The sequence below is a fragment of the uncultured Senegalimassilia sp. genome (assembly GCF_934632265.1).
Classification (GTDB): domain Bacteria; phylum Actinomycetota; class Coriobacteriia; order Coriobacteriales; family Eggerthellaceae; genus Senegalimassilia.
In genome coordinates this window covers 1-12,053 of the sequence record NZ_CAKTYH010000059.1, presented here as the reverse complement: position 1 = coordinate 12,053, position 12,053 = coordinate 1, and the positions used below count along the sequence as shown (strand labels likewise).

The window sequence follows — 12,053 nt, the reverse complement described above, 5'->3', positions numbered from 1 at the left end:
GCCCAGGAAGTTCTGCACCTCCAACAGGTCGTCGCGGTCGATCTTCGCCTGCACGGAATCCAGCGGGTTGACGTAACGCTTGGCCTTCAGGATCTGCATCTGATCGTCGGCCGACGGGTAGCCGATGGACAGGCGCACCATGAAGCGGTCCAGCTGGCTGTCGGGCAGCGGCTGCGTGCCGGCCGAGCCCACGGGGTTTTCCGTGGCGATGCACACGAACGGGCGCGGCACCTTGTGCGTGACGCCGTCCACGGTGACCGACAGCTCTTCCATGACCTCGAGCAGGGCGGATTGGGTTTTCGCGCTGGTGCGGTTGATCTCGTCGCCCAGCAAAAGGTTGCAGTTCACGGCGCCCCAGGTGAAGCGGAACCCGTGGGCGTCGCGGTCGTACATGGAGAAGCCCGTGATGTCGGAGGGCATGGTGTCGGGCGTGAACTGCACGCGCTTGCACTTCAGGTCAAGCGCCCTCGACAGCGACAGCGCCAGCGTGGTCTTGCCGGTGCCGGGGACGTCCTCGAGCAGGATGTGGCCGCCGGCGTAGATGGCCATGAGGGCCTTCTCGATGACGTCCCTTTTCCCGACGAGGGCCTTGCCCACCTCGTCTATGATGGCGCGCGAGTGATCGACGATCACGTGATCTACCTCCTGCTCGATAGGGCTGATTCCGCCGTTGCCGCGGCAAGCTGCGCCTTCAGCTCGGCGATTTCGATGGGTTTGCCAGTGTGTCCGTTCATGCCGGCTTTGCGGGATTCGCGCGCGTCCTCCACGTAGTTGTTGGCGGACAGCGCGATGATGGGCACCGTTTGGGCGTCGTGACGCTCAAGGGCGCGGATGCGGCGCGTGGCCTCCCATCCGTTGAACGTGGGCATCTGGATGTCCATGAGGATGGCGTCATAGGTATCGATCGCCGATTTCTCGAACATGTCCACCACGACGGGGCCGTCGTCAGCGCGGTCCACGGCGACGTCGAGGTCCTCGAGCATCGCGGCGGCGATCATGGCGTTGAGGTCGTTGTCCTCGGCCAGCAGGAACCGCTTGCCGGCAAACTCGTATTCGGTCGGCGTGCCGCTGTCGTCGGAGCGGGTTTCCAGCGTTTCGCCCTCCTGTTCAAGCTGCTCGACCTGCTTCGCGTCGGCAAGCTTGAAGGGGATGTTGGCGGTGAAGTCGCTTCCCTTGCCGGGTTCGGTGTCGACGACGATCGTGCCGCCCATCAGGTCGACGAGCGCATCGGTGATGGCCATGCCCAAGCCCGTGCCGCCGTAGCGGCGGGCGATGGTGCGGTCCTCCTGCTCGAAGGGCAGGAAGATGCGGCTGATGTAGCGCGGGTCCATGCCCTTGCCGGTGTCGCGCACGCGGATGAGGTAGTTGACGGTCCGTTCGTTGCGGTACATCTCGCGTATGGTGATGATGACGCTGCCGCCGGCATCCGTGAACTTGAGCGCGTTGGATATGAAGTTCACGATCACCTGGTTCAGGCGCATGCGATCGCCGACCAGGAGCACGTCGTCGCAGCCGTCCATCTCCACGCGGTAGTCGATCTGGGCGTCCTGGGCCTGCTTCTCGAACATGGACTGCAGCTCCCTTGCCACCAGGCGCATGTCGAAGGGAAGCGCCTCAAGCTCCACATGCCCGCTGTTCAGGCGGCTCATGTCGAGCACGTCGTTGATGAGCGACAGCAGGTAGGCCGACAGCTCGTCGGCGCGCTGCAGGTCGTCGAGCAGAAGCTCGGGCTCGGTGCTGTGGTCGCGGGCGAGCTCGATGATGCCCTTGATGCCGTTGAGCGGCGTGCGGATCTCGTGGCTCATCTGGCTCATGAAGCTTGAGCGGCCCTCCACGATCTGCAGGGCGCGGTCGCGCTCGGCGCAGGCCTGCTCGATGGCCTGCTGCTCTTCGGTGACGTCGATGAACTCGACCAGGTAATGCTCGCCATTTGCGGTGGGCGTCGTCGTGATGCGGAAGTGCTTGCGGACCGGTTGGTTGCCGGGCATATCGTAGGCGCACAGCTGGCTGAGCTTGCCGGTGCGGTCCCATGCCTTGACGGCGCGCCTCAGGTTCGGCTGCTCCTCGGCGGGGATGTGGCGCAGCAGCACGTGGACGTCGTCGATGTAGCGTTGCGGGTCCACGCCGAGCATGGTGCGGAAATTCGGGGAGATGTAGACGGGGTACAGGTCGGTCCGCCGCAGCAGGACGCGGACGCACTGGTCGGAGCCTGCGTGCGCATCGTCGAGCAGCTGGTGAAGCTGCGCGTCGGATCGTTTATGCTTTGCGCCGAATAACCCCATGTCACCTCCAGATTCGAAACTGTACTATTATGCCATGGATTACACAGGGAAGCCCGTCGATTTAACCTATATTTGAAGAAAAAAGGTCAGCGAAAACAACCAGGTAAGGGGGGGTGACCCCGAAGCACAGCCTGGGAGGGGGCACAAGCCCGCCCCCGCGCGTGGAGCCGGACGCTTCGGGGACGTAGCACTATCTGTCCGGTTTGCGGTCCGCCGCCGCGAGGGCATGCCTCATCGCGAACAGGGGACGGAGGTGTGTTCATGGCCCGACGTCGGTGCGAAGGCGGCGGTCGTGTCGCCGCCGGACACTTGGTTCTACGTCCCCGATCTGTCCGGTTTCGACGGCGGCCGTGCAGGTGGCGGCGCGCAACTGCGCTGATGCTGTCGGGTTCGCCCGCTTCGCCGGCGGGTCGTTTACAATGGGCGGCATATGCAGGAAAGCCTGGTTGGAAGGCGGCCGCGTGCCTGCGCCGCATCGGACGGAAGCCGGCCGCGCGGGGCGCATGCCCTCCCGCGCGGGGCGCATGCCCGCGACGCGCCGCTGCGCCCGCACAACCAGGGCAAACGGCTAGAAGCGAAGGAAACCTTATGAGCGATATCGATGTGCGCGCCGAGCTTGCGCATTGGATTGAGAACGTGCAGGATGCCGATCTGGCGGCCGAGCTGGCCGACATGCAGGCAAAGGCTGACGCTGGCGATAACGCCGCGATGACCGACGCCTTCTTCCAGAACCTGTCGTTCGGCACCGCCGGCTTGCGCGGCGTGCTGGGCGCCGGCACGAACCGCATGAACATCTACACGGTGGGCCGCGCCACGCAGGGCTTCGCCGATTACCTGAACGCGAACTTCGAAAACCCCTCCGTCGCCATCGCCCGCGACAGCCGCAACAACGGCGAGCTGTTCGTGCGCACCACCGCCGCCATCATGGCGGCCAACGGCGTGACGGCATACGTGTACCCGCGCATCTCCCCGGTCCCCACGCTTTCGTGGGCGGTGCGCGACCTGGGCTGCTCGGGCGGCATCTGCATGACGGCTAGCCACAACCCCGCGCCGTACAACGGCTACAAGGCCTACGGCCCCGACGGCTGCCAGATTACCAGCCAGGCTGCCGCCGCCATTTCCGCTGCCATCGCCGAAACCGACGCGTTCTCCGGCGTGAAGTCCATGGACTTCGATGAGGCCGTGGCATCGGGCAAGATCAAGTGGATCGAAGACGTCGTGCTCGAGCGCTACTACGATGCGGTGCTGGCGCAGTCGGTGAACAACCTGTCCGACGAGCAGATCGCCGCCGCCCCGCTGAAGCTGGTGTACACGCCGCTCAACGGCACGGGCCTTATCCCCGTGACCACCGTGCTCGCGCGCGCGGGCGTCTCCGACGTCACCGTGGTGCCCGAGCAGGAGCAGCCCGACGGCAACTTCCCCACGTGCCCGTACCCGAACCCCGAGATTCGAGAGGCCATGCAGAAGGGCATCGACCTGTGCGAGCAGGTGCACCCCGACCTGCTGCTGGCCACCGACCCCGATGCCGACCGCGTGGGCGTGGCCTGCAAGGACGGTGACGACTACACGCTGCTGACCGGCAACGAGATGGGCGTGCTGCTGCTCGACTACGTGTGCCGCATGCGCGCCGAGCGCGGCGAGGACCTGACGCGCAAGGTGGCCGTGACCACCATCGTGTCGTCGGCCATGGTCGACGCGCTGGCCGCGGAATACGGTTTCGAGCTGCGCCGTTGTCTGACGGGCTTCAAGTACATCGGCGATATCATCACCGAGCTGGCCGATGCGGGCCAGGCCGATCGCTTCATCTTCGGCTTCGAGGAAAGCTACGGCTACCTGTCCGGCGACCACGTGCGCGACAAGGACGCCGTGAACGCCAGCCTGCTCATCTGCCAGATGGCGCAGGAGTACAAGCTGGCGGGCAAGAACCTGGCGCAGGCCATGCGCGACCTGTACGCCAAGCACGGCTGGTGGCTCAACCGCACCGTGTCGCTGTCCTACCCCGGCGCCGACGGCGCGGCGAAGATGGCCGACCTCATGGCGGGCCTGCGCACGAACGCGCCGGCGGAGCTTGCCGGCCGCAAGGTCGAGGCCGTGGTCGACTACCAGGGCGGCGTGAACGGCCTGCCTTCCGCCAACGTGGTGGAGTTCGACGTGGAAGGCGGCAACAAGGTCATCGTGCGCCCGAGCGGCACCGAGCCGAAGATCAAGCTGTACGTGTTCGCGAAGGATTCCAGCCGCGAGGCTGCCGATGCGCTGCTCGACGAGCTGGAAGCCGCCGGCCGCCAGCTGCTGGCCTAACTGACCAGATCCCAACCCCCGGACGCTTTGGGGACGTAGCACTAAGTGTCCGGGGGATTTTTGTACCTTTGGGGGCGTTCTTCGGAAGACGTCCCGTGTTTTGCCGTTTGGTTCGGGCGCTTGGGGCTATATCCAAGTGCTCGAAGGCGTCTTTTCCGGATACGCTTGCGCGCCGTACGTGCGTGTCCGGGATGTTTGCTTGTGGATTTAGCAAAGGAGGGAGACTGTGGCCTCGAAGAAGAATCGCTCTTCTTGGGCGAAGGAGAAGGCGCAGTTCAACGCGCAGTTGGGCGGCTTCGACGCGCTCGATGACGTGTTTGCGCGGGAGGATTCGCGCCATGCCCATCTTTCGGAGGAACGCGAATCCGCGCAGCGATACAAGGCGTGCGAATCGAAGAACCGCTACGCCACGCTGGCGGAGGCTCGGGAGAACCTTGCCTGGTGTCAAAAGCAGGGCAAACGCGGCCTGCAGATCTACGAATGCCCCTATTGCGGCGGCTGGCATCTGACTTCGCATCCCTGGGAGGATGCGTAGCGGTTTCCCGGTTCGGACAGTTAGTGCTACGTCCCCGAAGTGTTTGGGCCGGACAGTAAACGCTACGTCCCCGAGATGTCGGGCGGGGGCTATCCCGCTGGGAACGTTTTTCGCTGATCGTGGTTCAGATTGCGAGTTTTCCGACTTTTCGCGAGGCTGACTTGCCATGTTCGTGCGACTTAGCCGCATGCGATGTAATATGCGGGCCGAAAAATGCACCAAACGCAACAAACTCGCGAAACCAAGCCATCACTTATCGCCGGCGATTCGGAAAACTCGCAATCTGAGCCACGAAACCCGATAAAGCTTCCCTCATGACGCTTCGGGGACGTAGCGTAGCGGTTCCCCGGTTTTGCTTGCTGTGCCGTCGGTTGGGTATACTGCGGCGTGGAAAAGGGAAGGGGTGCGCGTGTTCAGCGATTTCGCTATCTGGTATTTGTTTCTCGCCGGCACGGCCGGAGGCGCCTTCCTGTGCGCCACGGTGATGGATGTTTGTGCGAATCCTGGCTGGGATGCGCGTCGCGTGCCGCTTTGCTCGCGATGCGGCATGTTCGGCGCCTTCGGGCTTTTGGCGCTGGCGGCGCTCATGCTGTTCTGCGATCTTGGGGACCCCCTCGATATATGGTATCTGTTCGAGAATCCGCTGCGCTCCATCGTGTCGATGGGCGCATGGCTGATCGTGCTTGGTTTGACGTTCTCGTTGGCGGTATCGGCCATGATCGCCGCGAAGATAGACGTGCCGTATCTGTTCCGCTGTTTGGAAATCGCCGGCGCCCTGGCGTCCATCGGCGTGATGGGCTATACCGGCGTGCTGCTGTCGTCGATGGCGGCCGTCGAGTTTTGGAACACCTGGCTTTTGGTCGCGCTGTTCGTCGTGTCGGCCGTAAGCTGCGGCTGCGCCTTCATCTCGCTTTCCGCCTTCATCCTCTCGGGATCGGCGCAAAGGTCCTCGGCGCTGAAAGGCGCTGCCCGCTTGCTGCGCGCGGCGGAGCTTGTCGTGCTGGCGGCGTTCCTCGCGTCGCGGTGGTTGGCGGGCGGCGAGGCGCAACGGTCTTGCGAACTGCTGTTTTCGGGGCAGCTCGCTGGGGTGTTCTGGGGTGGGCTGGTGTTGTGCGGATTCGCCATCCCGGTCTTCGCGGACTTGATCGCGCGTGTGGCGCCTGTGCCGGCCCTGCGGCCGATAAGCGCGGCATCGACGTTGGCGGGCGGCCTGTGCCTGCGATATTGCGTGGTGCTTGCCGCTTCGCATGCCGCGGTTTCGTTGATTGTGACATAATGATAGTTCATTAGGTAAACTACGCGCTTGCGCAAGACGCTTCGGGTTCGTGCGAAAGCAAAAGCCCGGGCCCATGGCGCCTCGCAGGCGCCTTAGCGAAGCGTATCGATACGGAACGGGGCAGGCCATGACGGCGATCTCCAATACAAGGCAAACCGGCGAATCCGCGTTGGTCGCCGACAAGGACCTCATCACCATCGACGAGGACAGCGGCATCCCCATTTGGATGCAGCTGCGCAACAGGCTGGTGTACTTGGTGGTGTCGGGCACGTTCCCGCCCGGCATGAAGCTGCCGACGGTGCGCGACCTGTCCTCGTCGCTGAAGGTGAACTACAACACGGTCAGCAAGGTGTATCGCGACATCGAGAAGGACGGCTACGTCATCACGCGCCGCGGCAAGGGCACGTTCGTGGCCGAGATCAACTCGAGCGGCTATGAGGCGCAGGATGCGAAAGCCGCGGTTGATATGCTGATCGACAAGTTCTTGGAGCAATGCAAGGAGCTGGGGCTGTCCGAGGCGGATGCCGCCGAGGCGGTGGCGAAGCGGGCAGGGGGGATGTTCGTATGAGAAGGTTCGGACCGCGGCGCGGGCATCGTGGAAGCGAGCAGGCGGACGTCGCGTTCGCCAACGTGTCGCACGAGTCCCCCGACAACATCATCACCGAAAAGGACGCAAGCCGCGTCGGTGTGTACAGCTTCGCCCTGCTCATGTTCGCGGTGGGCTTTGCCGCCGTTTTCGCCCTCACGTCACCGTGGCTGAGCGTGTTCACCGTGCTCGGCTCGGCGGCGGCGGGGCTGTTGCTCGCGTCGACGGTGCGCGTGGCGGCGCAATGGGAGCATGTGGCGCTGCTGCGCTTCGGCAGGTTCCGCAAGATCGCGGGCCCGGGCGTGTACGTGGTCGTGCCGTTCGTCGACTCCGTGGCGATGCACATCGATCGCCGAACCATCACCACGGCGTTCTACGCCGAGCAGGCGCTGACGTCAGACCTGGTCAGCGTCGACGTCGATGCCATCCTGTTCTGGATGGTCTATGATTCCGAGAAGGCGTGCCTCGAGGTGGCGAACTTCCCGCAGGCCGTGCGCCGTGCGGCGCAGACGGCCGTGCGCGACGCCATCGGCCAGGTGACGCTGGCGGAGCTTTCCGTCCGTCGCCGCCAGCTCGATCACGAGCTGCAGGAGTTCATGGCGGAGAAATGCGAGGAATGGGGCATCAGCGTCATTTCGGTGGAGATCCGCAACATCAAGATCCCGAAGGAGCTGCAGGACTCGTTGGCGCGAGAGGCCCAGGCCGAACGCGAACGCGATGCCCGCGTGCTCCTGGCCGACGTCGAGCGCGACATCTCCGAGATGTACGTGGAGGCGGCGCGCGTGTACAACGAGGAGCCGGGCGCCATGCAGCTGCGGGCCATGAACCTTTCCTACGAAAGCGCCCGCGACGGCAAGGGCGTGCTGCTTGCGCCCAGCAGCCTGGCCGACGGCTTCGTCGACCTGGGCAAGGATATGGCGAAGTAGGCGGGAAGCGCTTCAGGCTTGCACTGCTGCAGCGGCGTGTCCGACAGGTTCAAAAGGGCAAACAAGTCGGAAACCCAAGTGCCGCAGCAAGCTGCGCGCAAGCATTTCCCCAGGTAGAAGATATTCTTTGCAAAATATAACCATTGAACTATTGAACTAGTTCAACATAAGAGTAATATACGGCTCGAGAGGTTGGCCATCCATGGTATGCACGAATGGGGGAGCTTGATCTCGGGCCGTTTCTTTCGCGCGGTTGCAAACGGGCGGAGGCGCGCGGCGCGGGGTCGATGCTTTCGGAGAGATAACCGAGGAGGAGAGATGACGGGAACGCAAAGCGCAAGCCGCGGTTTGACCCGTAGGGATTTTCTCAAGGTCGGCGTTGCGGGAGCGACGGGCTTGGCTGCCGCCGGTTCCATGACCGGCTGCGACGCCTGGCTGGGCGCCGCCACGCAGCAGGCTGCCGACGAGAAGACCGTATACACGCTGCACCAGTTCATGTGCACGGGGCGTTGCTCGCTCAAATGCACGGTGCGCGACGGCCGTTTGGCCATGATCCAGCCCAACGACACGGTCGACCCGTACTACCGCCACGTATGCGTGAAGGGCATTTCCGAGATCCAGCACGTCTACAGCGATGAGCGCCTGCAGTCGCCCATGCGCCGCGTCGGCGCACGCGGCGAGGGTTCGTTCGAGGTGATCAGCTGGGACGAGGCCATCAAGACGGTGGGCGACGAGCTGAGGAAGGCCTGGGACAAGTACGGCAAGCAGTCCGTGTACATGTCCGCTTCCAACGAGCCGCGCTTCGGCTTCCTGCCGGCGCTTCTGGGCTGCGCCACCGGCGTCGAGCCCGGCATCGACCGCGGCACGGGCAACGGCTCCGCGCCGGCCATCGGCGGCGACGTGTTCGGCGGCGGCACGAACGAGACGCGCGACTGGGTGAACACCAAGACGCTCGTGATCTCCGGCACGAACCTGCTGGAAAGCTCCATGATGCAGTCGAACACGTTCCTGGATGCGAAGAAGGCCGGCTGCGAGATCATCGTGCTCGACCCGCACTTCTCCACCACGGCCGGCAAGGCCAGCAAGTGGATCCCCGTGATCCCGGGCACCGATGCGGCGTTCTACCTGGGCATGGTCAGCTACATCCTGGACAACAAGCTCTACGACGAAGCTTACATGCGCGAGCACACGTCGTTCCCGTTCCTTATGGACGAGGCCACGGGCAAGCTGCTGCGCACGGGCGCGGCTTGGGGAACCGACGAGGAGACCGGCGAACCGGTCGATCCCGGCGATTTCATGGTGTGGGACGCCGCCAAGGGCGCGGCGGTCCCGTATGCCGAGGCCGTTGCGACCGCCGCGCTCGAGGGCTCGTTCGACGTGGATGGCAAGAAGGCCGTCACCGTGTTCGAAAGCCTTAAGCGCAATCAGCGCCCGTACACGTGCGAGTGGGCCGAAGGCGTCTGCGGCGCAAGCGCCGAGACGATCGCGGAGGTGGCGCGCAAGTACGCCACGGGCGGCGCGGCGTACCTGGCGTTCGGCCAGGGCGGCTCCGACAAGTACTCCAACCCCGACATCATCGGCCACGCCGGCATGGTGCTGGTGTCGCTCACGGGCAATATCGGCAAGCCCGGCTGCGGCATCGGCCACGGCATCGGCGGCGGCGGTTACAGCGTCACGCTGGGCGAATGGGAGCTTCCCGAGCAGTTCAAGCCCGCTGAGCTGGACGTCCGCTCCGACCGCTTCCCCGATCGCGATGGCGGCGTGCATGTGATCATCTCGCTGGGCAACACGTTCCAGCAGTACTGGGCGAACATGAACAAGACGCGCGGGTGGATTGACTCGCTGGACTTCATCGTGCATATCGGCATGTACTACGAGGACACGGTGAAGTACGCCGACATCGTGCTGCCGGTGTGCAGCAAGTTCGAGGACACCGTCGAGCACTCGATCGTGCGCAGCGACTACAACCATGTGAACCTGCAGACGAAGTGCATCGACCCGCTGTTCGAGAGCAAGCCCGACTTCGACGTCATGCGCCTGATCGCCGAGGAGATGGGCGTGGGCGAGTATCTGCCCAAGACCGCGGAGGAACTGGTGCGCTACCAGATCGAGCACTCCGAGGACCTTGCCGAGCAGGGCATCACGCTGGCCGAGCTGGAGAAGAACCACGGCAGCATGAAGATGGCCGACGTCGACGAGCCGCGCCGCGCCTACACCGACCTCAAGTTCGAAACCCCCACCACGCGCATGGAACCGTACTACGAGGCATGGAAGCCTTGCGAGCAGGCATGGCCGAACTGGGAGGAGAACAACGAGGCGTACGCCGGCAACCCGCTGGCGGAGAAGTACCCGCTGCAGTTCACGCAGACGCGCACCCGTTTCTCCAACCACTCGCACTTCAAGGCGGCGAAGTGGGTGCAGCAATTCGCCAAGCCCACGCTGGAGCTGAACCCGGCCGACATGGCCTCGCGCGGCATCGCCGACGGGGACCTGGTGGAGGCGTTCAACGACCGCGGCTCGTTCAAGTGCGTGGCGCGCGCGAACAACGCCGTGCGCCCCGGCTCCTGCCGCACCTGGGAAGCGGGCTGGAGCAAGTACATCGAGGAGGGGAACACGCAGAACGTCACGAACGACCACGTGAACCCGCGCGATGAGTACCTGCCCACCGGCGCGCCCATCCCGTACAACGACACCCTTGTCGAAGTGAAGAAAGCGTAGGTGATATGCCATGACGAAACTTGCAATCGGTATCAACCTTGATCGCTGCATCGGCTGTCACACCTGCGCGAACGCTTGCAAGATGCAGAACAACGTGCCCGACGGCATGCTGTGGAACCGCGTGATCACCGAGGGCTGCGACGCCATCGACGGCGCCGTGGGCGAGTATCCCAACTTGACGCGCACCTATGTGCCCCTGGCGTGCCAGCATTGCGAGAACCCCGCCTGCTTGAAGGTGTGCCCGACCGGCGCCACGTACAAAGACGACCAGGGCCGCGTGGAGATCGATTACGACCGCTGCATCGGCTGCCGCATGTGCATGGCCGCCTGCCCCTTCAACGCCCGCGTGTTCAACTGGGAAGACCCCCAGCGCGACGGCGATTTCAACTGGGGTGACGCGCGCGTGCCCGTGCGCACTCGCGGCGTGATGGAGAAGTGCACGCTGTGCAAGGAGCGCACCGATGCCGGCGAGGAGCCGATGTGCGTGGTGTGCTGCCCGACGCACGCCCGCGTGTTCGGCGATCTGGACGACCCGAACTCGGAGCTGGCGCAGCTGCGCGCCGCGAAGGGCAAGGATGTGCATATTCTGCTGGAAGAGAAGGGCACGAAGCCCCAAGTCTTCTACTTCGACGAGTAAAGGGGTGCCGTTATGAAACTTTCGGCTCAGTCTAAGATCGGCGTCGGCGTTCTGGCGGCGATCATGGTGATCGGCTTCTGCGCTTATGTGTTCCAGCTGACGCAGGGCCTGTGCGTGACGGGCATGTCCAACGGCGTGTCGTGGGGCCTGTACATCACGTGCTTCATGTTCTTCGTCGGCCTGTCCGCCGGCGGCCTGATCGTGGCCAGCTCGGCGCACGTGTTCGGCATCGAGTCGTTCAAGCGCGTGTCCATGCCCGCGGTCATCACCTCCACGGTGTGCATCCTGTGCGCAGGCGCGTTCATCCTGATCGACCTGGGCGGCATCCAGCGCATCTGGAACATGTTCATCCATTTGAACTTCACCAGCCCGCTGGCGTGGGACATGTGCGTCATCACGACGTACCTGGTCATCAACGTGCTGGACATCATCTGGCTGCGGCGCGGCGATGAGCGCAAGGTGAAGATGCTGTCGTACGTGGCGCTGCCGGTCGCCATCCTGGTGCACAGCGTGACGGCGTGGATCTTCGGCCTGGAGATCGCCAAGGAGGGCTGGTACTCGGCCATCATGGCCCCCATCTTCGTGGCGTCCGCCTGCGACTCAGGCTTGGCGCTTCTGATGGTGGTCCTGGCGGCGGTGCGCAAGGCCGGCGTGTTCGATTGCGGTCGCGAGCTGTTCGCGAACCTGGCGCGTCTGCTCGCCACGTTCATCGCGGTGGATGCGTTCTTCATCGGCTGCGAGCTTCTGACCACGGCGTACCCGGGGACCGAGGGCGCATCTCATGTGCTCGGCATC

General features: G+C 64.3%; 11 protein-coding genes. 9 read left to right on the top strand and 2 right to left on the bottom strand.

All coding sequences use genetic code 11. The features are described 5' to 3' along the window. Nucleotides 1–633: AAA family ATPase (locus Q0H50_RS05615; RefSeq protein WP_294420349.1), on the bottom strand; the 633-nt coding region annotated here is incomplete at its 3' end. Between the two features lie 5 nt (nt 634–638). Continuing rightward, on the bottom strand, nt 639–2,282 hold the full coding sequence (locus tag Q0H50_RS05610; RefSeq protein WP_294420347.1) for an ATP-binding protein: 1,644 nt from the start codon (nt 2,280–2,282) through the stop codon (nt 639–641). Nucleotides 2,283–2,535: 253 nt separating this feature from the next. Between Q0H50_RS05610 and Q0H50_RS05605 the strand changes: the two genes are divergently transcribed. The 9 genes from Q0H50_RS05605 to nrfD (Q0H50_RS05565) form a co-directional block, all read left to right on the top strand. After that, complete coding sequence (locus Q0H50_RS05605) at nt 2,536–2,661, top strand: hypothetical protein (RefSeq protein ID WP_294420344.1); 126 nt, start codon at nt 2,536–2,538, stop codon at nt 2,659–2,661. A 209-nt stretch (nt 2,662–2,870) separates the two neighbouring features. Continuing rightward, nucleotides 2,871–4,580: a phospho-sugar mutase gene (locus Q0H50_RS05600; protein ID WP_294420338.1), complete on the top strand. Its 1,710-nt coding sequence runs from the start codon at nt 2,871–2,873 to the stop codon at nt 4,578–4,580. 226 nt (nt 4,581–4,806) lie between these two features. After that, complete coding sequence (locus tag Q0H50_RS05595; protein ID WP_294420331.1) at nt 4,807–5,115, top strand: hypothetical protein; 309 nt, start codon at nt 4,807–4,809, stop codon at nt 5,113–5,115. Nucleotides 5,116–5,524: 409 nt separating this feature from the next. Continuing rightward, the gene (gene nrfD / locus Q0H50_RS05590) at nt 5,525–6,391 is read left to right on the top strand and encodes an NrfD/PsrC family molybdoenzyme membrane anchor subunit (RefSeq protein WP_294420324.1); all 867 of its coding nucleotides are present in this window, start codon (nt 5,525–5,527) and stop codon (nt 6,389–6,391) included. 127 nt (nt 6,392–6,518) lie between these two features. Then, on the top strand, nt 6,519–6,959 hold the full coding sequence (locus Q0H50_RS05585) for a GntR family transcriptional regulator (protein ID WP_294420321.1): 441 nt from the start codon (nt 6,519–6,521) through the stop codon (nt 6,957–6,959). Further along, on the top strand, nt 6,956–7,903 hold the full coding sequence (locus Q0H50_RS05580) for a slipin family protein (protein ID WP_294362939.1): 948 nt from the start codon (nt 6,956–6,958) through the stop codon (nt 7,901–7,903). Before Q0H50_RS05585 ends, Q0H50_RS05580 begins: the two co-directional genes overlap by 4 nt. Nucleotides 7,904–8,221: 318 nt before the next feature. Beyond that, nucleotides 8,222–10,621: a molybdopterin-dependent oxidoreductase gene (locus Q0H50_RS05575; RefSeq protein ID WP_294420318.1), complete on the top strand. Its 2,400-nt coding sequence runs from the start codon at nt 8,222–8,224 to the stop codon at nt 10,619–10,621. Between the two features lie 10 nt (nt 10,622–10,631). After that, the gene (locus tag Q0H50_RS05570; protein ID WP_294415915.1) at nt 10,632–11,258 is read left to right on the top strand and encodes a 4Fe-4S dicluster domain-containing protein; all 627 of its coding nucleotides are present in this window, start codon (nt 10,632–10,634) and stop codon (nt 11,256–11,258) included. 12 nt (nt 11,259–11,270) lie between these two features. Further along, nucleotides 11,271–12,053, top strand: a 783-nt coding sequence (nrfD, locus tag Q0H50_RS05565) for an NrfD/PsrC family molybdoenzyme membrane anchor subunit (protein ID WP_294420316.1), incomplete at its 3' end; no start/stop codon positions are given.

What these genes read in the sequence shown, in the direction of transcription:
- Q0H50_RS05610 (WP_294420347.1), bottom strand. Translation starts at nt 2,282, where the DNA reads ATGGGGTTATTCGGCGCAAAGCATAAACGATCCGACGCGCAGCTTCAC.
- Q0H50_RS05600 (WP_294420338.1), top strand. Translation starts at nt 2,871, where the DNA reads ATGAGCGATATCGATGTGCGCGCCGAGCTTGCGCATTGGATTGAGAAC.
- Q0H50_RS05585 (WP_294420321.1), top strand. Translation starts at nt 6,519, where the DNA reads ATGACGGCGATCTCCAATACAAGGCAAACCGGCGAATCCGCGTTGGTC.
- Q0H50_RS05580 (WP_294362939.1), top strand. Translation starts at nt 6,956, where the DNA reads ATGAGAAGGTTCGGACCGCGGCGCGGGCATCGTGGAAGCGAGCAGGCG.
- Q0H50_RS05575 (WP_294420318.1), top strand. Translation starts at nt 8,222, where the DNA reads ATGACGGGAACGCAAAGCGCAAGCCGCGGTTTGACCCGTAGGGATTTT.
- Q0H50_RS05570 (WP_294415915.1), top strand. Translation starts at nt 10,632, where the DNA reads ATGACGAAACTTGCAATCGGTATCAACCTTGATCGCTGCATCGGCTGT.